Source organism: Mesorhizobium sp. M1252, assembly GCF_040318265.1.
GTDB lineage: Bacteria > Pseudomonadota > Alphaproteobacteria > Rhizobiales > Rhizobiaceae > Mesorhizobium.
The window spans coordinates 631,425-653,632 of record NZ_JAMYLX010000001.1 but is presented as its reverse complement, the minus strand read 5'-3'; the positions used below and the strand labels follow the sequence as shown (position 1 = coordinate 653,632).

Genomic DNA, 22,208 nt, shown 5'->3' with positions numbered 1-22,208 from the left:
TGGCAGCCGCTGTGCCACCGCGATGGGAGGCCTGAAGCTTATTACAACAAAGTGCCGCGCAGGATGACCAGCGCCACCGAGAAATAGATCACCAGGCCGGTGACATCGACCAGCGTGGCGACGAACGGCGCCGAGGCGCTCGCCGGATCGAAGCCGATCCGTTTCAGCGCGAACGGCAGCATCGACCCCGACAGCGAGCCGAAGGTGACGATACCGACAAGGGCTGCCCCCACGGTCGCCGCGATCAGCGGCCAATGCGGCCCATAATCGTAGAAGCCCATATACTGCCAGAGCGCGATGCGGCAGATGCCGACCACGCCAAGCATGGCGCCGAGTACCAGGCCGGTTGGCAATTCGCGCAACGCCACCCGCCACCAGTCACGAAGGCCGATCTCGCGCAGCGCCAGCGCGCGAATGACGAGCGAGGTCGCCTGCGAACCGGAATTGCCGCCCGAGCTCATGATCAGCGGAATGAACAGAGTGAGCACGATCGCCTTCTCCAGTTCGCCTTCATAGCTTTGCATGGCGTTGGCGGTCAGCATCTCCGAGATGAACAGCGCGCACAGCCAGCCGCCGCGCTTCTTGATCATCGCGAGAAAGCTCATCTTCATGTAGGGCTCGTCGAGCGCCTCCATGCCGCCGAAACGGTGCGCGTCCTCGGTCGTCTCCTCGATCATGATGTCGATGATGTCGTCGATGGTGACGATGCCGAGGATCTTGCCGTCGTCGACGACGGAAACCGAGAGCAGGTCATATTTGGAGATCGTCTGCGCCAGTGTCTCGCGATCGGTCAGCGGCGTCACCGTCACCGGGGCGCGATCCGGCGCCACCGACAGGATCGGATCGTCCGGCTCGCCGGTGATCAGCCGGCGCAGGCCGGTCGAGCGCACCAGCACATGCGTGTCTGGATCGACGATGTAGATGGCGTAGACGGTCTCCCGCGTCCGCTCCACCTTGCGGATGTAGTCGAGCGTGCGCCCGACGGACCAGTCCGACGGCACGCTGACGAATTCGGTCGTCATGATCGAGGCGGCGCTGCCTTCGGGATAGCCGAGAATGGAAAGCAGCGTTGCCCGCAGCGGCGGGACCAACCCGCCGAGCAGCTCGGAGCTCGCCGGTTCGTCCAGTTCGCGCAGGATATCGGCGGCGCGGTCGACCGACATGGCGGTCAGGAGCTTGCACGCTTTGGCGCGCGGCAGCGCCTCGGCCAGATCGGAGGCGCCGTCGAGTTCAGGCTGGTCGAAGATCTCGACCAGCCGCTCGAACGGCATTTCGCAAAGCAGTTCTATCGCGGTATCGCGAGATTCCCGGTTCAGGGCCTCGACGACATCGGCGACGTGATCATTGGCAAGGATACGCGCGATAGCGACGGCATCGTCGCTTGCTACGACGGGGGTAAATTCGTTCATGGCTCACTCCTTGCCGTCCGGCGGGACGTGAGCCGTTAGAGGTCACATCGAGGCGGACGGCGGTTGCGTTCGACTACTGTCGCCAGGCATGGCGCGGTGACCTTTCTGCTCGCGGGTTCGAGTTGGAATTCAGCGAGCGGGCGCAACATAGGAGCGCATCTTGGCGAGTCAATCGCGGGGGTGGCGGAAAACAGCCGGGAGCCGCCCAATCGCGAGACTGTGATGATTATTGAAGGGGGAGGGAGCGAGTGCCCCGCCGCCAGTGGCGGAACGCGCTTCGGCGTGGCTGCTATTTCTGCTTCAGCCGGCGTGAAAAACGCATCCATTTGTCCTCGACCGGCCGCGGCTGCGTAAGGATGGTGGTGAGCTCGCGCGGAAGGTTCGGAACAAGCGGCCTCTTGGTGGCGACGCCGTCGGCGATCGCGACCACGCTGTGGTAGAATTCCTCGCCCGAGGCCGAGCGTGGCGCCACCGCCTCATGCATGATGCTGATCACCGTGACATCGGGACAGTTGTCCTTGATGGCCTGGTGGAAGGCGATCTTGCCATCCGGATCGAGCGCGCCGGTCGCTTCGTCGAGGAACAGCAGTCCCGGTTGCTGCAGCACGATGCGGGCCACCACCAGCTTCTGCTTCTGGCCGCCGGACAGCAGCTGGTCCCAGATCTTTCCCTCGCGGCTTTCATCGGCCATGTGTTCGATGAAATCGCCAAGGCCGGCCTTGTGCAGGGCTGCCGCGACCTGCGCATCGCCATAGTCGTCCTCGGAGCCGGGCAGGCACACCAGCTGCTTCAGCGACACCTGCTGCAGCTTGACCTCCTGGGCGGCATAGAAGCTCCTCACACCGTCAGGGAAGACGATGGTGCCGCGGCCATAAGGCCACAAGCCGTTGATCGCCTTGATCAGCGAAGTCTTGCCGCAGCCGGATTCGCCCTTGAGGAATGCCCACTCGCCGCGCCGAAAGCGCAGATTGGCTGCGCTCAGGAACGGCGTGGCGTCTTCACCCTGATGCGCCAGTTCAAGCTTCTGGATGGTCAGGCCGAAGACCGGGTTCTGGCTGGCATAGTGGAAATCGGAACGGCCGGTCTGGCTGTAGAATTCCTGCGGCTGTTGGACGTTTTCAATGGCGTGCGCCAATTCAATGACGCGCTGGCTGTTGGCCCGCAAGGTGGCGAGACTCGGCATGACATGGATGAACCAGGAACATTTGCTGATCAGCGCGTTGACCTGCTCGGAACCGGTTATGTAGCCCTTGAGGTCGACGCCGTTGTGGATGAACGGCACCAGACCAGGTCCGTAGGCGACAACTTTGGCCCCGACGAAATTATAGACCGATTCGAATCCCGCATAGAGGGTGTTGACGATGTTGAGCTTCGACCAGGTGGTATCGATATCCAGATAGAGCCGTCCATGTATCGTCTTTTGCACGTCTTCGCCTTGCGACGCCGACACATGGAAACTGCGGCGCAACAAGGTGATCAGCTCGCTGCGATAGGTGCCTTCGGCCTTCTGCATCCTGACATTGAGCCACTCCAGCATTCCGCCGAGTTTGATCGCGATCCAGGTATTGACGGGCACATAGATGGCAACCGCCAGCAGAGCGAGGACGGCGCTGCCATAGCTGCCGAGGGCATCCAGGCCTTTTACCTCCACGGAATTCGCCAGCAAAGCGCCGCCGACAAAATAAAGTGAGGTGAAGACGCCGAAGACACCTTGGGCAAGCCCGATGGCGCCGCCCGCCATGTCTTTGATCGATTCCTGCACGCGCTGATCGATGTTGTCGGGCGCTGGCGCATCTGGCGAGCCATTCTGAGCGTGGTAGTGCGTATGGTTGGTATCGAGCAGCGCCGCATTGAAACGCGCGTTCAACCAGGCGCGCCATTTGCGATGCAATGTCGCCGATACAAATTTGCAGGCGCCTATGATTCCCATGTCCTTGAACACGACCAGCAGCACAAGCAGGCCGGCATTGGTAAGCACCGATTCAAGGGGCGTGGTATTCGCGGCGTCGTGAAAAAAAGCGATTGAGGCTGCCAGTTCGCCCGCCAACACGGTAAACCAGACGTCGGCCTTGCTCGACAGGGCTATGATGAGTGCGAGGACGACGGTAAGAGCCCAGGCCTCTCTCCACCGGTCCGAGAACCAGTAGGCCCGCATCAGTCCCCAGAAGGTCCGCATCGATGATACTGGCGTCAGGGGCGACGGCCCGGCGGGGGCGTCGCGGTTCCAAAGTGCCGATATTGAACGTCGCGGTCTGTCGACCCGAATCACAATCCCGCCCAAACCTTTTTTAGTTTTGTTACGGATAGTAACACCAATTGATCATTTTCTATGAATTTTATGCCGGCGAATGTGAGGCAGCCCACCCCCGTTGCCATGAGGCAACAGTTGGTGCTGCGAGACCGCCGTCTTTGGGCCGAATTTGTCCTTTGTTTCAATGTGTTGCGAGAACGCTCAGATGTGCGAAAATATTCCCTGAGGGAAGGCTCATACACGGCTTTGTGACCAAAAGGCCTGCCCGTCGGCCGGTTTTCCCACCGCGCGCTAACCGGATCGCCCGAAAAATTGCCGTCCGTGATCGCCCCAGGTCGCCCGAATCATTTCACCGGCCATCACGGTTGGGCACGCAAGATCGTCGCTCCTGTAAAGCGACTGTTCATGAGGGGGCACGCGCTTTTTAGCTGCAGCTCAACACCGTTTGACAATCAAGCGCACTGGAATGAACCTTGCCGGGCACTGTCGGCACCGATGCATGTCCGGTCCCCAACAAGGAAGCTCCCCAATGCTTGCACGCGCAGCCGTTCCCGCAATGGTGACGCTCTTTGCCTGGCTGCCTCTTGCGCATGCCGTCAGCCAGACCATTCCGGCAAGCGCCGAAGGGCAAATCGAGTTCAATGCTCCGTCCGGCAACATCGGCTGCATCTACACGCCGAAGGGCGGCACCAGCACCTACGAACCACAGGATGGCGGTCCGGAACTGAGCTGTTCGCGCGTCGAGCCCAGCTACGTCACCGTGATCCTTGGGCCGAACGGCCCGGCGACATTGATCAAGAATCCGGGAGAGCAGGGCTGCTGCAGCGATGTCGCGAAGCTGGCCTATGGCAACAGCTGGAGCAAAGGGCCGTTTACCTGCCAGTCGTCAACCAAGGGACTGACCTGCACGGGCAGCAACGGGCATGGCTTCTTCCTCAGCAAAGCCAAGGTGACGGTGAAATAACTTCGGTCAGCCGGCCTTTTCCAGCTCGCCCTTGGCCTTTGCGGCCGCGACTTGGCGGATGGCATCAGTCAGCGTGTCGGCGTCCTGCGCGCCCATGACGGCGTATTTGCCTTCGAGCAGGAAGCACGGCACGCCAGTGATCCCCATCCGCGATGCCGTGGCGATTTCTGTGCGCACCTCCTCGACGTCGGCATCGGTCGGCAGGAGCGTTTCGACCACGGCAGCGTCCATGCCGGCCTCGCGGGCGGCATCGATCAGCACGGCGTGGTCGCCAATATTGCCGCCTTTCTCGAAATACAGTTGGAACAGCCGGCGCACGAGCCGGTTCTGCACGGCTTCACCGGCGGCACCGGCCCAGCGGATGACACGATGCGCGTCCAGCGTGTTGGCGGCGACCTTGATGGCGTCGAAAGCGAAATCGATGCCTTCGGCTTCGCCGAGCGGCTCTACGCGGGCATGCATCTGACGGATGCGCTCGTCGCTGCCGAATTTGGCCAGCATGTATTCGCGCCGGTCCTTGCCCTCGGGCGGGATGGTCGGGTCGAGCTGGAACGGCCGCCAGCGCACATGAACCTCAACGTCGCCGGCAGCGGCAATCGCTTTATCCAGCCGCTTCTGGCCGACGAAGCACCAGGGGCAGACGACGTCGGAAACCACGTCGACGGTAATGGAATTGTCATCGCTCATCTTGATCTCCTGCAGCCGAACGTTTCAGCGAGACCGATCTCGGCCACGCTCAGTTCGGCTTGCGCCACCAGGTCGGCCATTGATAACCGAATATGGGCGTCTTTTTGGGATGGTCCAGGTAATTCCAGTAAGCGAGCCATTGCTGCGCGTTGTACTGCATCGGCACCATGTAATTGCCGGAGATCAGCAATCGGTCGAGCACGCGCACGGCGGCGACATAGTCTTCCTTGGTCCGTGCTCTCAGCATCGCGTCGATCGCCGCGTCGACCGCCGGATCGGCGACGCCGGCCAGATTGAATGAACCTTCTCTTTTGGCCTCTGAAGAACCCCAGCGAAGGTTCTGCTCCATACCGGGAGACAGCGAGTTGCTGAACCCGCTCGACCCGACAAGAACCTCAAAGTCGAAACGCTGCTTGCGCGACTGGATCTGGTCGGCCTCGAGGCTGCGGATGGTCACCGCGATGCCGATCTTTTCCAGCGAGCGCTGATAGATGGCGGCAAAGCGTTCCTCGTCCTGCGACGCCGTCAGGATCTCGAAACCGAAGGGAGTTCCCTTTGGGTCCAGCAGGACACCATCCCTAACGGCGTAGCCCTGACTCTTCAGCAGGTCGAACGCCACCTTCATCACCTTGCGGTCCTGGCCGGTGCCGTCATTCACCGGCGGGCGCCAGCTGCCGTCCATGACATCGGCCGGCACGCGGCCGGGGTAGGGCGCCAGCAGCGCCTTTTCCCTGTCGCTGGCGGGATGGCCGAGCGCGGAAAGTTCGGAATTCTGCCAGTAGCTCATCGTGCGCGTGTACTTGCCGCCGAACAGGTTCTTGTTGGCCCATTCGAAGTCGTAGAGCATGCCGAGCGCGCGCCGCACCTCCGGATTGGAAAACTTCTCCAGCCGCGTGTTGAACAGGAACCCGGTCACCACGGGCGGTATGCCGGTGTCGAAGGTCTCGGCGATCACCTCGCCGCGATGGAAGGCGGGAAAATCGATATCGCGCTCGCGCTTGACCGGATCGCCCTCATCGTAAATGGCGCAGATGCCTTTCTTGAACGCTTCCGTCTTGGCATTGGCGTTGAGGAAGTACTCGATGGTGATCTGGTCGTAATTGTCGAAGCCGCGCTTGGAAGGGATGTCCTTGCCCCAGTAATTCGGATTGCGCTTGAAGACGATGCGCTGTCCCGGCTGCACCTTGTCGATGGTGTAGGGACCGCTGCCGATCACCGGCTTTAGCGTCGTCTTGTCGAAGGTATCCTTGTTGAAGGCGTGCTTTGGGATGATCGGCGTCAGCGCGATGATCAAGGGGGTCTCGCGATTGGCCTTGTCGTTGAAGGTGAAGCGTACGCTGTGATCGCCGGTCTTTTCGAGCTTGGCGATCAGGCTCATGCGATCCCTGTAGGGCGGGCGGCCCTTGTCGGTGAAGACATCGTAGGTGAACAGCACGTCATCCGGCGTCACCGGCTCACCGTCCGACCACTTCGCTTTTGGGTTGAGATGGAACTCGATCCACTTGCGCTCGGGATCCATATCGGCTGTGTCTGCGAGCAGGCCATAGAGGCTGAAGGCCTCGTCGTAGTTGCGCATCATCAACGGCTCGAAGACGAGATTGCCGAAAATGAGGTCCTGCATGCCGCGCGCCGTGGTGCGCAGGCTCTTCAGGATGAACGGGTTCAGATTGTCGAAGCTGCCGACGACGCAGTAAGTGATGTTGCCGCCCTTGGGCGCATCGGGATTGACGTAGTCGAAATGCTGGTAGTCGGCTGGCAGCGCCGGCTCGCCCTGCATGGCGATGGCATGTTTCGGTTCCGACATCGCCACGCCGGGTGCAAAGGCGAAGAACGAAATTGCGGCGATCAGCCAAACAAGAATGCGGCCCATGACCGTCTCCTTACTGGGCGGCTTGATGATTCGGAGTGCACCCTAACATGGCGCCGTGGCGCTCCGGCCAGATACATCAACCCAAATCGCACGACCCAAATTGCGAGGCCAAGAATTGCAGGCGGCGGGCTGGATTCGGCTGCTCATGCAGTGTAACACGCGCTCCGAAGTCATTCTGTTGCCTCAATTCGGCAACAGGTAGCAGGACCACACGGCGCGAAGAAGCCGGTCCCGGGATCATTTGAGAGGAAATGCACGACATGACGAGCCTGAACAGCAACGCATACCGCCTTTCGGTCCTGGCCGCGGGCGTGGTCGGCTTTCTGGGCGCCGGACTTCCCACCGCTTCGGCACAGCAACAGATTCCGCAGGGTTGGTTCAAGGCCTGCACCAAGCAGGAAGATGTCGACATCTGCAATGTCCAGAACATCATCACTGCCGGCAACGGCCAGTTCGTCACCGGGGTCAGCCTGATCGAGCTGAAGGGCAAGGTAAACCGCAAGGTCTTCCAGGTCACGGTACCCCCAGGTCGCCTGGTGCCCCCCGGCATCGCCCTGCAGATAGACGCCGGCAAGGCGACGAAGCTGGATTATGTCATTTGCTTCGCCGACCGTTGCGTTGCCGAAGTGCCGCTGACCGACGCGCTCGTCGCGTCCTTCAAGAAGGGACAGGCGATCACGCTGACCTCGATCAACTTCCAGAGCCAGCCAAATCCAATCAAGGTTGCCTTGACCGGCTTCAGCGGCGCCTTTGACGGCGCGCCGCTGCAGCAGTCGGACATCGAGGATCGGCAGAAAAAACTTCAGGATTTCGTCGTCAAGAACAACCAGGACTTCGCCAAGAAGCTCAAGGACGAGCAGGCCAAGGCCAAAGCCGCCAACTAATCGCCGGGACAGATACCGGAGCGACAAAAAAGCGGGGTCATGCCCCGCTTTTTTGTTGTCGTCACGTCGATGCAAGGTGATGTCAGTGTCTCGACTGGCGTTTCGGCTCGTAGCGTCCATCCGGCCGCTTGTCGAACATCTCGCCGATCTGCGGATGCCGGACCGGTTCGCCCGATTGATCCTCGAGCAGGTTCTGCTCGGAGACATAGGCGATGTATTCGGTTTCCGAATTCTCGGCGAGCAGGTGATAGAACGGCTGGTCCTTGCGCGGCCGCACGTCCGCCGGGATCGCTTCGTACCATTCGTCGGTGTTGGCAAATTGCGGATCGACATCGAAAATGATGCCGCGGAACGGAAACAGCCGATGACGAACCACCTGTCCGATCGAAAATTTGGCTGTTTTCATCGTACTCACCACTAAGCCTCTAGAGCGCCCGGCGTCCCCTCGAATGTGCGAAGAGCGCTCTAACACTTTGAATTTACACACACCGTGGCCAAAAATCGAGCCCGACTTAGGTCTGGGATCAGGCTTTATTTGGCGCAGATAGCGGGTCAGTTCAATGCCGAAGCGCTTGACGCCCGATGAAGCTACGGGCTAGCCCGGTCCCGGGGTTTCGGGCCAGGGCAAAAATGTCTGACATTGTCGGTCTTGTTCTTCCGTTCTTCGGGCTGATTTTCATCGGCTTTCTGGTCGCGCGCATGACCAGGCAGCCGCTGGAAGCGCTTGGCTGGATGAACACCTTCATCGTCTATGTCGCGCTTCCTGCCCTGTTCTTCCAATTGCTGGCCCGCACGCCGTTCGAACAGTTGACCGAATGGCGCTTCATCTTCGGCTCGGTATTTTCCACCTACACGATCTTCTCGATCATGTTCGTATGGTCGGTGACGGCGTCGCGCGGCGAGATCGCCCAGTCGACGATCAAGGCGCTGGCCGCGGCCTACGGCAATATCGGCTATATGGGGCCGGGGCTGGCGCTGCTCGCCTTCGGCGAACAAGCGGCGGTTCCCGTCGCGCTGATCTTCTGCTTCGAAAATATCATGCATTTCGCCATCGCGCCGTTGATGATGGCGCTGTCGGGCGACGACAAGACATCGCCGTGGCGGCTCATCCTCGGCGTAGTCAGGAAAATCGTCCTGCACCCGTTCATCATCGCGACCGCGCTTGGCGTTGGCGCCGCCTATCTCGGCTTTCACCCACCGCAGCCGGTCGATCGCCTGCTTGAATATCTTTCGCGGGCAGCCGCCCCTTGCGCCCTGTTTGCCATGGGCGTGACGCTTGCGCTCCGGCCGCTCAACCGCGTGCCGCATGAGTTGGCGTCGATCGCGGCGCTGAAGCTGATCCTGCATCCATCGCTCTGCTACGTCGTGCTGAGCTGGATCGGGAACTTTTCCGAAATCTGGGTTTTTTCAGCCGTGCTTTTGGCGGCATTACCGACCGCAACCAACGTCTTCGTCATCGCCCAGCAATATGGCGTCTGGGTGCAACGCGCCTCGGCCAGCGTGCTGATCACCACCTGCCTCTCGGTGCTGACGGTGACCGGGCTGCTCTACATGATCCGCCACGGCATCTTACCGCCGGACCTGTTTCCCTGAACCGCCGGTAAGCGCCGCAAAGCCGCTGCCCGGCCTCAAGCCTTCGCGCATGAAAAAGGCGCGCAGCGGCGCGAAACTGCCGAGCACATTGAGGCCGGCGCTGCGTGCCATCTGCGCCGGCAGCATGTCCGAAAGCAGCGACATGTTGAGCAGATTGACCGCGCCGGAACGCGCCAGAATGTCGGGACGGCGCCTGGAATCATAGGCGGCCAGGGCCTTCGCGGCGCCGGGGTCGCCGCGATTTTCACCAGCGATTCCAATCAGATCCTCGATGTCCCTGATGCCGAGGTTGAGACCTTGGGCTCCGATCGGCGGAAATACATGTGCAGCCTCGCCGACCAGCGCCACCCGGTTTTGCGCGAAGCGCCCCGGTGATGCCGCTGATAGCGGGTAAATTTGTCGGCCGGGCTCGACCGACACCCGGCCCAGCATCGACTGCATCTGCTGCTCGACACGCTCGGAAAGCGTCGCGTCATCGAGTGCGGCGAGGTCCTTCGCCGTCTCCGGTTTCACCACCCAGACGAGGCTGGAGCGGTTGCCGGGCAACGGCACCTGGGTGAACGGCCCGGTCTCTGTGTGGAACTCGGTCGAGGTGAAGCCGTGTTCGCTGCGATGGCCAAAATTCAGCACCAGCGCCGCTTGGCGGTAGGATCGCACCGAGGCCACTATGCCTGCCGCCTCGCGCGCCGGCGACAGGCGCCCATCGGCAGCGACCGCAAGCGCGGCCGAGACTTCGCGACCATCAGTCAAGACGGCATGCGCCTGATCGGCGTCCAGACGCCAACTCTCGACCATCGACGTCAGCCATTCGATGCCGGGATGCGCCGCGACGGACTTGGCCAGCGTCGGGTTCAGCGCACTGTTGGGCAGGTTGAGCCCGAACTGCTCCTCGCCGATCTCTATGGCGCGAAAAGTCACCACCGGGCTGCGGATCAGCCGGCTGGTCGCATCAACGATGCGCATGACCTTCAGCGGCGCGGCCTTCGGCGCAAGTTCGGCCAGCACGCCCAGCCGATCGAGAACCTTGAGAGCAGGGTTCATCAGCGCCGTGGTCCGGCCATCGGGCCCGCCTGCTTCGGGTCCGACCAGGGTTACCGGAAAGCCCGCCTCGGCGAAACCGAGCGCCGCGATCAGTCCGGCAGGGCCGCTGCCGGCTACCAGTATCCGTGCTGTCTCGCGATGATCCAAATTGGACTTCCAGTTTGCGATGCAGGTGTCTACCCATGGATATAGGTCAGACCATGCGGCTTGATCAACGCGGCGATTAGGCTCATTCGGTTGTCATGACCGGCCAGCAGGACGATTTCAGCCATCTCGACCGCGCCGGCCGCGCCACGGCAAGCCTGGCCCGCAGCCCCCGCCTGACGGTCAACATCGCCATCGTCGGCGGCATTCTGCTCGCCTGGTTCATTCTCGGCGCCATGGCGATCCGCGGCGCCGAAGGCCGGCTCCCCGGCGTACCAGGCGATGTGGTCCTGCGATATCTGCCGCAACTGCCGCTGCCGGATGTCCTCGACCGCTTCTTCGGCATGTGCCTGACGCCCGCACCACTTGATGCCGGCGGCGCACAGCTTCTGGCGTTGATCGTGATGTGGTTTTCGATGGCTGTGGCGACGATGCTGCCGTCGGCGGCGCCGATGATCCGTACCTATTGTGAAATCGCCGACACCGCCCGCATCAAGGGCGAGCCGGTGGCCCACCCGCTGGTCCTGGTTGCCGGCTACCTCTCGACATGGCTTGTCGCCTCTATCGGCTTCGCGGTGCTGACGTTGCTCGTCCACGCATTTGCGTCCTCCGCTCGATTGCTCGATCCGGTGAGCGGCCTTGCCGCGGCGGCCGCGCTGCTGGTTGCCGGCCTCTACCAGTTCAGCAGCCTCAAGCAGGCCTGCCTGACAAAATGCCGGAACCCGTTCTCGACACTGTTTTCCAACTGGAGCGCGGAGCCGGGTGGCATCTTCCGGCTAGGGCTGAAGCAGGGCCTGTGGTGCCTCGGCTGCTGCTGGGCGCTGATGCTGGTGATGTTTGCCGTCGGCGCGATGAACGTGTTCTGGATGGCGCTGATCGGCCTGTTCACCTTGATCGAAAAACAGACCACCGGCAGCCTTCCAACCCGAGTGGCCGGTGCGATACTGCTTGTCTGGGCAATCGCCCTGCTAGTAGTCTCGGCATGACGGGGGATAATTCCATGGCAGAGCAAGGCTGGGCAATGAAAGGAGAGCTCGTGCTCTCCTGCAATTGCACGGTTTTTTGTCCTTGCGTGCTGTCGCTTGGCAGCCATCCGCCGACGGAGGGTTATTGTCAGACCTGGGCGGGCTTCCGCATCGACGCAGGCCATTTCGGCGAGGTCGACCTGTCCGGCCTCAATCTCGGTCTGGTCATGGAAATCCCCGGCTATATGAGCCGCGGCAACTGGACCGCAGGCCTGTTCATCGACAAGCGAGCCTCCGTCTATGCGGTGAAAGCGCTGACCAGGATCTTCACCGGGAAGGCCGGCGGAACCACCGCGCTGTTGTCGATCCTTGTCGGCAAGTTCCTCGGCGTCGAGCAGGTGCCGATCACCTACGAGACGCGTGACAAGACCCGTATTTTCCAGATACCGAAGATCATCGACGGGGCGGTCACACCGATTCCCGGCAAGGATCGCGAGAAGGATACCGTGATCGGCAACTCGGAATACTGGATCGCGCCGGAGATCATCGTGGCCAGGTCCGACAAGAGCAAGATGCGGACTTTCGGCCGCAACTGGAACTTTGCCGGCCGCTCGGCCGAAATCTGCAAACTGGATTGGCGGGGCCCGTGAGCAAGAACACAACCGCCAGAAACGCCGCCAAAAAGATCACCGACCGGATTCCGAGGCCGAAGAAGAAGGTCACCTGGCCGCAGGCGCGGGCATTCTCGGTGCATCTGTTGACCGCGTCTGGCTCGTTCCTGGCCTTCCTGTCTCTGGTGGCGGCAAGCGAGCAACGCTGGACGGCGATGTTCTGGTGGCTGGGTCTGGCGCTGTTCGTCGACGGCATAGACGGGCCGATCGCGCGCAAGCTCGAGGTCAAGGAGATTTTGCCGACCTGGTCGGGCGAACTCCTCGACAACATCATCGACTATGTCACCTACGTGCTGATCCCGGCCTTCGCACTCTACCAGCGCGGCTTCATGGGCGAAGGGCTGTCGTTCCTGTCGGCGGCCATCATCGTGGTGTCCAGCGCCATCTATTATGCCGACACCGGAATGAAGACGAAGGAGAACTTCTTCAAAGGCTTTCCGGTGGTCTGGAACATGGTCGTGTTCACGCTGTTCGTCATCGAGCCCGGACAGTGGGTGTCCTTCGGCGTCGTCGTGGCGGCCGGCATCCTGACCTTCGTGCCGATCAACTTCATTCACCCCGTGCGGGTGGTGCGGCTGCGGCCAATCAATCTTGGCATGACGCTGCTCTGGTGCGCTTTCGGTGCGCTGGCGCTGGCGCAGGCGGCCCTTGCCGCCTTCTACGACCAGATCGGCGTTTTGGGCGAACAGGTCAGCGTCTTTACCAAGGTCGGCATCACCATCACCGGACTTTACCTCGCCTGCATCGGCGGTATCATGCAGTTCTTCCCCAAACTCGGCGCCAAGCCGGACCCTAAGAAAGCCTGACCGCAGGAAAGCCCACAATGTCCAAAGCAGTCCGTATCCACGCCCATGGCGGTCCGGAAGTCCTGACCTATGAAGACGCCGATCCGGGACAACCCGGCGCCGGGCAGATCCTGGTCAGGCACACCGCGATCGGCCTCAATTTCATCGATGTCTATCACCGCATCGGCCTCTATCCGCCGCCCGGCGGCTTCCCGCTGATCCCCGGCGGCGAGGCGGCAGGTGTGGTTCTCGAGGTCGGCGCAGGCATCGACTGGCTGAAGCCGGGCGACCGCATCGCCTATGCCGTCAACGTCGGCGCCTATGCCGAACAGCGCGTCGTCGCCGCCGACCGCGTCGTCAAGGTGCCGGACCGCATCAGCGACGAACAGGCCGCCGGCATGATGCTTAAAGGCATGACGGCGGAGTATCTGTTGCGCCGGACCTTCAAGGTGAAGGCAGGCGACACCATCCTGTTCCATGCCGCCGCCGGCGGCGTCGGGCTGATCCTGGGACAATGGGCAAAACATCTCGGCGCCACCGTGATCGGCACGGCAAGCTCAACCGACAAGATCGAGCTCGCCAAGGCGCATGGCTTCGGCCATGTCATCAACTACAAGGAGCAGGATTTCGTCGCCGGGGTCGCCGCCATCACCGGCGGCAAGAAATGTGACGTCGTCTACGATTCGGTCGGCAACGACACATTCCCGGCCTCGCTCGACTGTCTGAAGCCGCTCGGCATGTTCGTCTCTTTCGGTCAGTCCTCTGGACCGATCCCGCCATTTTCGATGTCGCTGCTGGCGCAGAAGGGCTCGCTGTTCGCTACCAGGCCGACTTTGTTCGTCTACAACGCCAAGCGTGAAGACCTCGAAGTCTCCGCCGCGGCATTGTTCGACGTGGTGTTGAGCGGTGCGGTCGAGATCAAGATCAACCAGCGTTATGCGCTGAAGGACGCGGGCAAGGCGCAAGCCGATCTCGAAGGGCGCAAGACCACTGGCACGACCATACTGATCCCCTGATCTGCCTTGCTTTTCAGCGTTTTGCCGCGACGCCAGGCACTGTTTACCCGAAAAACCGGACGATCGGTTTGTTGTGCGAAGCAGGTCAATCTTTACCCCTTGAGTTTCCGCTGAAATTCTTGAAGCTCTTTCAAGGTGGGTGCTGCTTTCGCACGAGAGCGGCCAGCGCATACCATGCTGGCGGGAACACAGAACATGTCCGGGAACCGGATGGGAGGCACTGTGAGTGCAGATCATGATGGAGCGAACCTGCTTGAGGTTCGTGGCCTGACCAAGATATTCGGCACGTTGACGGCGTGCGATCATATCGACCTCAACATCGCCAAGGGCGAGATCCACGCGCTGCTTGGCGAAAACGGCGCCGGCAAGTCGACGCTGGTCAAGATGCTGTTCGGTTCGCTGGAGCCCAATTCCGGCGAGATATTCTGGAACGGCGAAGCGGTGCGGATCACCAGTCCGGGCATGGCGAAGAAGCTCGGCATCGGCATGGTGTTTCAGCACTTTTCGCTGTTCGAGGCGCTGACCGCGGCCGAGAATATCGCTCTGTCTCTGGATGACGGCTCACCGATCAGCTCGATCGCGGCCAAGGCGAGGGCGCTTTCCTTCAGCTATGGCCTGCCGCTCGATCCGGACTCGCTGGTCGGCGATCTCTCGGTCGGCGAACGCCAGCGCATCGAGATCATCCGCTGCCTGTTGCAGACGCCGCAGCTCATCATCCTCGACGAGCCGACCTCGGTGCTGACGCCGCAGGAAGCCGACAAGCTGTTCGAAACGCTTGAGCGCCTGCGCTCGGAGGGCAAATCCATCCTCTACATTTCGCACCGGCTGGAAGAGGTCAAACGCATCTGCGACCGCGCCACCGTGCTGCGTCACGGCAAGGTCGTCGGCCATTGCAATCCGCGCGAGGAAACGGCTTCGTCGCTGGCTCGCATGATGGTCGGCAACGAGGTGAAGGCCGTGGTGCGTGCGCCGGCCGAAGGCATCGAGACCGCGCAGCCGCTGCTCGAAATCCGCGCCCTCAGCCGCAAGCCGGCAACGCCGTTTTCGATTCCGCTGAAGAATATCAACCTCACTGTGCGCGCCGGCGAGGTGATCGGCATTGCCGGTGTCGCCGGCAACGGCCAGGGCGAGTTCTTCGAATCCGTCTCCGGCGAGGTGCTGCAGCAGGACGCCGCATCCGTGCGCATCCGCGGCAAGGATGCCGGCTCGCTCTCGATCACAGGCCGGCGGCTGATGGGCGCTGCCTTCGTGCCGGAAGAACGCCTCGGCCATGGCGCCGCGCCACGCATGAAGCTTTCGGAAAATCTGCTTCTGTCGCGGCACGCCACCGACGGCAAGGTTTTTGTCGGCGCCGGCGGCGCGGTCAAAAGCGGTGCGGTCTATGCCGCCGCCCAGCGCATCATCGTGGCCATGGATGTGCGCAAGAGCGCGCCCGATCCGGAAGCCGCGGCCCTTTCGGGCGGCAATTTGCAGAAATTCATCGTCGGTCGCGAACTCGACCGCAGCCCTGCCGTCATGGTCGTCAACCAGCCGACCTGGGGCGTCGACGCCGGTGCCGCCGCCCACATCCGCCAGGCGCTGATCGAACTGGCGCGCAGCGGCTCGGCAGTTCTGGTCATCAGCCAGGACCTCGATGAGCTGTTCGAGATTTCGGACGCGATCGCGGTCATGCACAATGGCGAATTGTCCAAACCGCTGCCGATCGCCGAGGCAACTTTCGAAAAGGTCGGTCTGTTGATGGGCGGCGCCGAGCCTGGCCACGCCGAACATGGTCTGGAGACGGCATGATGCGCCTCGAACTCGTCAAACGCCCGCAGCGCTCTATGCTCTTTTCGGCGCTGTCGCCCTTCATCGCCTTCGCCCTAACGATCATCGCCGGCGCGGTTCTGTTCGCGCTGCTCGGCGTCAACCCGCTGAGCGCATTTGAGATCTATTTCATCGAGCCGATCAGCCAGGTCTGGCAGCTGCATGAGCTGGCGATCAAGGCCGCGCCGTTGATCCTGATCGCGGTCGGCCTGTCGGTCTGTTACAAGGCCAACATCTGGAACATCGGCGCTGAGGGACAGTTCATCCTCGGCGGCATTTTCGGCTCGGCCATTCCGGTGCTGTTTCCCGGGTTCGAAGGCCCGCTGGTGCTGCCGCTGATGCTGTTGTTCGGCATGGTCGGCGGTGCCGCCTATGCAGCAATCCCGGCTCTCTTGAAGACGCGCTTCGGCACCAACGAAATCCTGACCAGCCTGATGCTGGTCTATGTCGCCCAGCTTTTCCTCGACTGGCTGGTGCGCGGCCCCTGGCGCGATCCACAGGGCCACGGTTTCCCGCAGACGATCCAGTTCAATGACTCGGCGGTCCTGCCGGAACTGATGCCGGATGCCGGCCGCGCCAATTGGGGTTTTGTCTTCGCGCTTGTTGCAGCCGTGCTGATCTGGGTGCTGATGAGCCGCCTGCTCAAGGGTTTTGAGGTCCGCGTGCTCGGCTCCAGCCCGAGGGCAGGGCGCTTCGCCGGTTTCGGCCTCAACCGCATGGTGTTCTTCGCCTTCCTGCTGTCAGGCGCGCTGGCTGGGCTTGCCGGCATTTCGGAAGTCTCCGGCGCCATCGGCCAGCTCCAGCCGGTGATCTCGCCCGGCTACGGCTTCACAGCGATCATTGTGGCGTTCCTCGGCCGGCTCAATCCGCTCGGCATCGTCGCCGCCGGCCTGGTGCTGGCGTTGACCTATCTCGGCGGCGAGGCGGTGCAGAGCGCGCTCGGCATTTCCGACAAGGTGGCACGCGTGTTCCAGGGCATGCTTTTGTTCTTCGTGCTCGGCTGCGACACGCTCATCCACTATCGCATCCGTCTGGTCGGCATGGCGCTGACGAAAAGCGCGGCGAAGCTTGAAGCCGCGCCGAAGTTGAAGGAAGCCCGCTGATGGACATCGCCGTCAACATCCTTTTGACCATCGCCACGGCGGCGACGCCGCTTTTGATTGCGGCCATCGGCGAACTGGTGGTCGAGCGCTCCGGCGTGCTCAACCTCGGCGTCGAAGGCATGATGATCATGGGCGCCGTCGGCGGCTTCGGAGCCGGCTATCTCACGGGATCGCCCTGGATCGGCCTGTTGGCGGCAATTGCCATGGGCGCGGTGTTCTCGCTGCTGTTTGCGGTGATGACGCTGTCGCTCGCCACCAACCAGGTGGCGACCGGCCTGTCGTTGACGCTGCTTGGCCTCGGCCTGTCCGGCATGATGGGGACCAGCTTCGTCGGCCAGCCCGGCGAGCGGCTGCCAAACCTCTACGTTCCAGTGCTCACCGACATTCCCGTGGTCGGCAGGCTGTTGTTCGGCCAGGACCCGATCTTCTACATCTCGATCGCGCTGACGGCGGCCGTCATGTGGTTCCTGTTCAAGACCCGCACCGGCCTCACTCTGCGCTCGATCGGCGACAGCCACACATCGGCGCATGCGCTCGGCATCAAGGTCATCCGCTACCGCTATCTCGCGGTCATCTTCGGCGGCGCCTGCGCCGGCCTTGCCGGCGGCCACCTGTCGCTGGTCTACACGCCGCAATGGGTAGAGAACATGAGCGCGGGCCGCGGCTGGATCGCGCTGGCGCTAGTCGTCTTCGCCTCGTGGCGTCCGTGGCGCGTGCTGGCCGGCGCCTACATCTTCGGCGCGGTCTGGATCGGCCAACTTCATGCACAGGCATTTGGCATTCCGGTGCCTTCGCAGCTGCTTTCTTCTCTGCCCTATCTGGCAACCGTCGTGGTTCTCGTTCTAATCTCGCGCAACAAGCGTCTGACGATGATGAACACGCCGGCTTCCTTGGGGCAGCCATTCGTTCCGGATCGTTGACAACAAAAACAAACGGGAAGCTCCAAGGCTAAACTCAGAGAGGTAACACAATGAAAAAACTGCTTATCGCGTTGATGACCACGACCGCCGCCATGTCACTGGCGGCGTCGGCGCAGGCCGCCGACAAGTTGAAGGCATGCTGGGTCTACACCGGCCCGATCGGCGATTTCGGCTATTCCTACCAGCACGACCAAGGCCGCCTCGAGGTGGAGAAGGCGCTCGGCGACAAGGTCGAAACCGCCTATCTCGAGAACGTCTCGGAAGGTCCCGATGCCGACCGCGCTTTCGAGCGTCTGGCGCGCGAAGGCTGCAAGATCATCTTCGGCACATCTTTCGGCTTCATGGACCCGGAAGTGAAGGTCGCCAAGAAGTTCCCCAAAGTCATGTTCGAGCACGCCACCGGCTACAAGACCGCTGACAATCTCGGCATCTACAATGCGCGCTTCTATGAAGGCCGCTACGTGCTCGGCCAGATCGCTGCCAAGGAATCGAAGGCAGGGGTCGCCGGCTATATCGTTTCTTTCCCGATCCCCGAAGTGGTGATGGGCATCAACTCCTTCATACTAGGAGCGCAGTCGGTCAACCCGAACTTCAAGGCCAAGATTGTCTGGGTGAACTCCTGGTTCGATCCGGGCAAGGAAGCCGACGCGGCCAAGGCGCTGTTCGACCAGGGCGCCGACATCATCGTCCAGCACACCGATTCCACTGCGGCACTGCAGGTGGCGGAAGAGCGCAAGCTGCACGGCTTCGGCCAGTCCTCCGACATGATCAAGTTCGCGCCGAACGCGCAGCTGACCTCGCTGACAGACGAATGGGGGCCGTATTACATCAGCCGCGTTCAGGCGGCGCTCGACGGCACCTGGAAGCCTGACAATGTCTGGCTCGGCATCAAGGACGGCGCCGTCAAGCTGGCGCCCTTCACCAACATGCCGGACGATGTGAAGGCGATGGCCGAGGCAACCGCCAAGAAAATCGCAGATGGCTGGAACCCCTTCACAGGACCGGTCGCCAAGCAGGACGGCACGCCGTGGCTCAAGGACGGCGAAGTAGCCGACGACGGCACGCTGCTCGGCATGAACTTCTATGTGAAGGGCGTCGACGACAAGTTGCCGCAGTAAGTATCGGAAACGCAAAAGAGAAGGGGCACCGCCCGGCGCCCTTTTTCACTTCGCGGGCTGCACGCTTCGACTGCGAAACCGCGCCGAGGGCTGTGCCAAAAATCCGAGGGCGCCGGGAGGCGCCCTTTTTGGTAATTTTCTAAACCGCCGAGCCGTAAAGGTCGTAGGCGTCGGCGCGGTCGATCTTGACCGTGACGATGTCGCCTTGGCGCAGCGGCCGGCGCGACTGGATATGCACCGAACCGTCGATCTCGGGCGCGTCGTATTTTGTCCGGCCCTTGGCAGACGTGCCATGCGCCTCGTCGATCAGCACCGGCAGGCGCTTGCCGACCTTCTTGGCCAGCTGCGTCGCCGAGATCTTCTGCTGGCGCTGCATGAAGCGATGCCAGCGCGCTTCCTTGATCTCCTGCGGCACCTGTTCGAGGCCGAGATCGTTGGAGCGGGCGCCGCGGACCGGCTCGTATTTAAAGCAGCCGGCGCGATCGATCCTGGCCTCGTCCAGCCAGTCGAGCAGCATCTCGAAATCCTCGTCGGTCTCGCCGGGGAAACCGACGATGAATGTCGAGCGTATCGCCAGATCCGGGCACACCTCGCGCCAGCCGCGAATGCGCTCCAGCGTCTTTTCGCCATGGGCTGGACGGCGCATGTTCTTCAGCACCTGCGGCGAGGCGTGCTGGAAGGGGATGTCCAGATAGGGAAGGATTTTTCCATCCGCCATCAGCGGGATGACATCGGCGACATGCGGGTAGGGGTAGACATAGTGCATGCGTACCCAGATGCCGAGCTTGCCCAGCTCCTCCGACAGGTCGAGGAATTTCGCCCGCACTTCGCGGTCGCCGAACATCGACGTCTGGTACTTGATGTCGATGCCGTAGGCGCTGGTGTCCTGCGAGATGACCAGCAATTCCTTGACCCCGGCCTTGGCCAGCTTCTCGGCCTCGCGCAGCACATCGGCCGCCGGGCGCGAGACGAGGTCGCCGCGCAGTGCGGGAATGATGCAGAAGGTGCAGCGGTTGTTGCAGCCTTCGGAAATCTTGAGATAGGCGTAGTGGCGCGGCGTCAGCTTGACGCCTTGCGGCGGCAGAAGGTCGATATAGGGATCGTGGCTGGGCGGCGCCGCCTCATGCACCGCGGCCATCACGCTCTCATAGGCCTGCGGGCCGGTGATGGCGAGGACGTTGGGGTGCTTCTCTCGGATGACGTCCGGCTCGGCGCCGAGGCAGCCGGTGACGATCACCCGGCCGTTTTCCGAAAGCGCCGAACCAATGGCGTTGAGCGATTCGTCGCGGGCTGAGTCGAGAAAGCCGCAGGTGTTGACGACGACAAGGTCGGCGCCGTCATGCTTGCGTGCGATCTCATAGCCTTCGGCGCGCAGGCGCGTGATGATGCGCTCGGAATCCACAAGCGCCTTCGGGCATCCAAGGCTGACGAAACTGACGCGAGGCGCAGACATGAGAAAACATCCGGGGTTTTTCGGGATCGGCGGCCAGTACCACACTTATTGCGGCATTGGTATGGGCAGCGGCTGCGGCGAACGCGACCACTGCCTCCGGCAGATACCCATGCTGCTACAGAAGCTGTGGGACCGGCAGCGTCAGCTCACCACAGGACTGACATGCGGCCAGACCTCGACAACGCCGCGATAGACCATATCGATCGCGACGTAGAGAATGATCAGCAAGCCGACATAGGCGATCCAGCGGTGGCGATGCAGCAGCTTGGCAATGAAGCTCGCGGCCAAGCCCATCAAGGCGATCGACAGCACCAGGCCTATGACAAGCACGGGAAAATGATCGCGCGCCGCACCGGCGACCGCCAGCACATTGTCCAGCGACATCGAAACATCGGCGACGACGATCTGCAGGGCCGCCTGGCCGAGCGTCTTGCGCGGCGCCTTGCCACCCACCGTTCTGTCGCTGTTGAGGTCGGAATCGGAGAGCGCCTCGGTCGCCTCGAACTCGTCGGCATGCGACGTCCGCAGCTCGCGCCACATCTTCCAGCACACCCACAACAAAAGGATGCCGCCGGCCAGCAGCAGGCCGACAATGGCAAGAAGCTTGACGGTGACGGCGGCAAACAGGATGCGCAGCACAGTCGCCGCCAACACGCCGATCAGGATGGCTTTCTTGCGCTGCTCGACCGGCAGACCGGCGGCGGCAAGGCCGATGACGATGGCATTGTCGCCGGCAAGCACCAGATCGATGGCGATGACCTGGAGGAGGGCCGTCATGCTTGCTGCGCTGAAAATGTCCATCGACCGGAGCCCCTTGCTGTATCGGCGTGTTCGTCGTCGGATATGCCGACGCCCTAACGTGTATGGTTCCCGCGCGTCAAGAGACTGCCGGCGCAATTCCAGGAAAAGTGCGTAGCGGTTTTCCGTCCGGAATTATGCAAAAACAAAGAGTTAGAGTGGGTCAGCTGCTCCATAAAAAGCTGAACCGCTCTAACGGCCGACGCTGAAAGCCACGGGAATAGGGAAGGTCGTTCTGCCAGAGAGAATTCTGGTCGCAGCGAATTCAGTCGTAGAGATTGTACTTCGCCCAGTCGGCTTCTGGAATCTCGTCGCCGATGCGGTAACGGAACTGCAGAACCTCCATATGGTCCGGCGCCGTCTCGCATTTGAACTTCAGCCGGTACCACTGTCCCTTGCTGCGGAAGGCAGCACCCGGGCTGCGGATGACATCGGCTTTCATTTCCGGCGTCGCGAAGGCGTAGGCGACGACGCGGTCTGCCTTGTACTTGTGGTCGTCATGGCTGATGCGGTCGAGCACTTCGGCGTCGCATCTCTGCTCCAGCCGGGTCTCCGGGTCGAGTTTCAGCAGGCCGGCGCGCAGGGCGGCGTCCATCGCGTGGGCGGGCCAGGCCAGCGTCACCGAGGCCAGCGCCGCAAGGAATAGTTTTTTCATGGGCGGGAGAACGACCATAACTCGCGTGAAAAATCAACCGGAGTGCCATTTTGGGGCAGCCGGATATGCGCGGAA

Annotated in this window: 20 protein-coding genes; 11 read left to right on the top strand and 9 right to left on the bottom strand. The window is 62.1% G+C overall.

Annotated features, from left to right (window positions below):
• Positions 1-41: 41 nt before the first annotated feature.
• Both mgtE and NKH22_RS03325 read right to left on the bottom strand, forming a co-directional pair.
• Positions 42-1,409, bottom strand: a complete 1,368-nt coding sequence (gene mgtE, locus NKH22_RS03330) for a magnesium transporter (protein ID WP_352908944.1) — start codon at positions 1,407-1,409, stop codon at positions 42-44.
• A gap of 289 nt (positions 1,410-1,698) precedes the next feature.
• Positions 1,699-3,585 (bottom strand): ABC transporter ATP-binding protein/permease, encoded by a 1,887-nt coding sequence (locus NKH22_RS03325; protein WP_023682514.1) that lies wholly within the window; start codon positions 3,583-3,585, stop codon positions 1,699-1,701.
• A 604-nt stretch (positions 3,586-4,189) separates the two neighbouring features.
• On the opposite strand from NKH22_RS03325, the gene NKH22_RS03320 reads away from it, so the two are divergent.
• Entirely contained in the window at positions 4,190-4,624 is a 435-nt protein-coding gene (locus NKH22_RS03320) for a hypothetical protein (RefSeq protein WP_023682515.1), read from the top strand.
• A 6-nt stretch (positions 4,625-4,630) separates the two neighbouring features.
• On the opposite strand, the gene NKH22_RS03315 is transcribed toward NKH22_RS03320, so the two are convergent.
• Both NKH22_RS03315 and NKH22_RS03310 read right to left on the bottom strand, forming a co-directional pair.
• Positions 4,631-5,311 (bottom strand): DsbA family oxidoreductase, encoded by a 681-nt coding sequence (locus NKH22_RS03315; protein ID WP_023688489.1) that lies wholly within the window; start codon positions 5,309-5,311, stop codon positions 4,631-4,633.
• A 49-nt stretch (positions 5,312-5,360) separates the two neighbouring features.
• Positions 5,361-7,181 (bottom strand): extracellular solute-binding protein, encoded by a 1,821-nt coding sequence (locus NKH22_RS03310; protein ID WP_023820743.1) that lies wholly within the window; start codon positions 7,179-7,181, stop codon positions 5,361-5,363.
• Positions 7,182-7,441: 260 nt separating this feature from the next.
• Between NKH22_RS03310 and NKH22_RS03305 the strand changes: the two genes are divergently transcribed.
• A complete protein-coding gene (locus tag NKH22_RS03305; protein WP_023668972.1) occupies positions 7,442-8,065 on the top strand; it encodes an invasion associated locus B family protein in 624 nt (207 codons plus the stop codon).
• 82 nt (positions 8,066-8,147) lie between these two features.
• On the opposite strand, the gene hspQ is transcribed toward NKH22_RS03305, so the two are convergent.
• A complete protein-coding gene (gene hspQ / locus NKH22_RS03300; protein ID WP_023668971.1) occupies positions 8,148-8,471 on the bottom strand; it encodes a heat shock protein HspQ in 324 nt (107 codons plus the stop codon).
• 224 nt (positions 8,472-8,695) lie between these two features.
• Here hspQ and NKH22_RS03295 point away from each other — a divergent pair, with 224 nt between their 5' ends.
• A complete protein-coding gene (locus tag NKH22_RS03295) occupies positions 8,696-9,658 on the top strand; it encodes an AEC family transporter (protein ID WP_352762117.1) in 963 nt (320 codons plus the stop codon).
• Here NKH22_RS03295 and NKH22_RS03290 read toward each other — a convergent pair.
• Positions 9,635-10,846 (bottom strand): UbiH/UbiF family hydroxylase, encoded by a 1,212-nt coding sequence (locus NKH22_RS03290; protein WP_023752274.1) that lies wholly within the window; start codon positions 10,844-10,846, stop codon positions 9,635-9,637. The genes NKH22_RS03295 and NKH22_RS03290 overlap by 24 nt on opposite strands.
• A gap of 95 nt (positions 10,847-10,941) precedes the next feature.
• On the opposite strand from NKH22_RS03290, the gene NKH22_RS03285 reads away from it, so the two are divergent.
• The 8 genes from NKH22_RS03285 (at position 10,942) to NKH22_RS03250 (ending at position 19,227) form a co-directional block, all read left to right on the top strand.
• Positions 10,942-11,829, top strand: a complete 888-nt coding sequence (locus NKH22_RS03285; RefSeq protein WP_352805005.1) for a DUF2182 domain-containing protein — start codon at positions 10,942-10,944, stop codon at positions 11,827-11,829.
• Between the two features lie 14 nt (positions 11,830-11,843).
• Entirely contained in the window at positions 11,844-12,458 is a 615-nt protein-coding gene (locus NKH22_RS03280; RefSeq protein WP_023820746.1) for a DUF1326 domain-containing protein, read from the top strand.
• Positions 12,455-13,285 carry a phosphatidylcholine synthase gene (pcsA, locus tag NKH22_RS03275; RefSeq protein WP_023688483.1) on the top strand — a complete coding sequence of 277 codons (831 nt, stop codon included), beginning with the start codon at positions 12,455-12,457 and terminating at the stop codon, positions 13,283-13,285. The genes NKH22_RS03280 and pcsA overlap by 4 nt, the downstream gene beginning before the upstream one ends.
• A gap of 17 nt (positions 13,286-13,302) precedes the next feature.
• Positions 13,303-14,280 carry a quinone oxidoreductase family protein gene (locus NKH22_RS03270; protein WP_023668965.1) on the top strand — a complete coding sequence of 326 codons (978 nt, stop codon included), beginning with the start codon at positions 13,303-13,305 and terminating at the stop codon, positions 14,278-14,280.
• 210 nt (positions 14,281-14,490) lie between these two features.
• Positions 14,491-16,068, top strand: a complete 1,578-nt coding sequence (locus NKH22_RS03265) for an ABC transporter ATP-binding protein (protein WP_023682524.1) — start codon at positions 14,491-14,493, stop codon at positions 16,066-16,068.
• A complete protein-coding gene (locus NKH22_RS03260) occupies positions 16,065-17,189 on the top strand; it encodes an ABC transporter permease (RefSeq protein ID WP_031193354.1) in 1,125 nt (374 codons plus the stop codon). The genes NKH22_RS03265 and NKH22_RS03260 overlap by 4 nt, the downstream gene beginning before the upstream one ends.
• Positions 17,189-18,109, top strand: a complete 921-nt coding sequence (locus tag NKH22_RS03255) for an ABC transporter permease (protein ID WP_023668962.1) — start codon at positions 17,189-17,191, stop codon at positions 18,107-18,109. Before NKH22_RS03260 ends, NKH22_RS03255 begins: the two co-directional genes overlap by 1 nt.
• A 50-nt stretch (positions 18,110-18,159) precedes the next feature.
• Positions 18,160-19,227, top strand: a complete 1,068-nt coding sequence (locus tag NKH22_RS03250) for a BMP family ABC transporter substrate-binding protein (RefSeq protein WP_023820748.1) — start codon at positions 18,160-18,162, stop codon at positions 19,225-19,227.
• Between the two features lie 139 nt (positions 19,228-19,366).
• Here NKH22_RS03250 and rimO read toward each other — a convergent pair whose 3' ends face one another.
• The 3 genes from rimO to NKH22_RS03235 form a co-directional block, all read right to left on the bottom strand.
• Positions 19,367-20,680 (bottom strand): 30S ribosomal protein S12 methylthiotransferase RimO, encoded by a 1,314-nt coding sequence (gene rimO / locus NKH22_RS03245; RefSeq protein WP_023691314.1) that lies wholly within the window; start codon positions 20,678-20,680, stop codon positions 19,367-19,369.
• Positions 20,681-20,821: 141 nt separating this feature from the next.
• Positions 20,822-21,481: a TerC family protein gene (locus NKH22_RS03240; RefSeq protein WP_023668959.1), complete on the bottom strand. Its 660-nt coding sequence runs from the start codon at positions 21,479-21,481 to the stop codon at positions 20,822-20,824.
• A gap of 262 nt (positions 21,482-21,743) precedes the next feature.
• Entirely contained in the window at positions 21,744-22,151 is a 408-nt protein-coding gene (locus NKH22_RS03235) for a DUF930 domain-containing protein (protein ID WP_032904882.1), read from the bottom strand.
• Positions 22,152-22,208: the final 57 nt, after the last annotated feature.

Bases quoted from the DNA above. Each gene is read 5' to 3' on its own strand.
- NKH22_RS03240 (WP_023668959.1), bottom strand. From the start codon at position 21,481: ATGGACATTTTCAGCGCAGCAAGCATGACGGCCCTCCTCCAGGTCATC.
- NKH22_RS03285 (WP_352805005.1), top strand. From the start codon at position 10,942: ATGACCGGCCAGCAGGACGATTTCAGCCATCTCGACCGCGCCGGCCGC.
- hspQ (WP_023668971.1), bottom strand. From the start codon at position 8,471: ATGAAAACAGCCAAATTTTCGATCGGACAGGTGGTTCGTCATCGGCTG.
- NKH22_RS03235 (WP_032904882.1), bottom strand. From the start codon at position 22,151: ATGGTCGTTCTCCCGCCCATGAAAAAACTATTCCTTGCGGCGCTGGCC.
- mgtE (WP_352908944.1), bottom strand. From the start codon at position 1,409: ATGAACGAATTTACCCCCGTCGTAGCAAGCGACGATGCCGTCGCTATC.
- NKH22_RS03255 (WP_023668962.1), top strand. From the start codon at position 17,189: ATGGACATCGCCGTCAACATCCTTTTGACCATCGCCACGGCGGCGACG.
- rimO (WP_023691314.1), bottom strand. From the start codon at position 20,680: ATGTCTGCGCCTCGCGTCAGTTTCGTCAGCCTTGGATGCCCGAAGGCG.
- NKH22_RS03265 (WP_023682524.1), top strand. From the start codon at position 14,491: ATGGGAGGCACTGTGAGTGCAGATCATGATGGAGCGAACCTGCTTGAG.
- NKH22_RS03295 (WP_352762117.1), top strand. From the start codon at position 8,696: ATGTCTGACATTGTCGGTCTTGTTCTTCCGTTCTTCGGGCTGATTTTC.
- NKH22_RS03315 (WP_023688489.1), bottom strand. From the start codon at position 5,311: ATGAGCGATGACAATTCCATTACCGTCGACGTGGTTTCCGACGTCGTC.
- NKH22_RS03250 (WP_023820748.1), top strand. From the start codon at position 18,160: ATGAAAAAACTGCTTATCGCGTTGATGACCACGACCGCCGCCATGTCA.
- NKH22_RS03260 (WP_031193354.1), top strand. From the start codon at position 16,065: ATGATGCGCCTCGAACTCGTCAAACGCCCGCAGCGCTCTATGCTCTTT.
- NKH22_RS03310 (WP_023820743.1), bottom strand. From the start codon at position 7,181: ATGGGCCGCATTCTTGTTTGGCTGATCGCCGCAATTTCGTTCTTCGCC.
- NKH22_RS03325 (WP_023682514.1), bottom strand. From the start codon at position 3,585: ATGCGGACCTTCTGGGGACTGATGCGGGCCTACTGGTTCTCGGACCGG.
- NKH22_RS03280 (WP_023820746.1), top strand. From the start codon at position 11,844: ATGGCAGAGCAAGGCTGGGCAATGAAAGGAGAGCTCGTGCTCTCCTGC.
- NKH22_RS03305 (WP_023668972.1), top strand. From the start codon at position 7,442: ATGACGAGCCTGAACAGCAACGCATACCGCCTTTCGGTCCTGGCCGCG.
- NKH22_RS03270 (WP_023668965.1), top strand. From the start codon at position 13,303: ATGTCCAAAGCAGTCCGTATCCACGCCCATGGCGGTCCGGAAGTCCTG.
- NKH22_RS03320 (WP_023682515.1), top strand. From the start codon at position 4,190: ATGCTTGCACGCGCAGCCGTTCCCGCAATGGTGACGCTCTTTGCCTGG.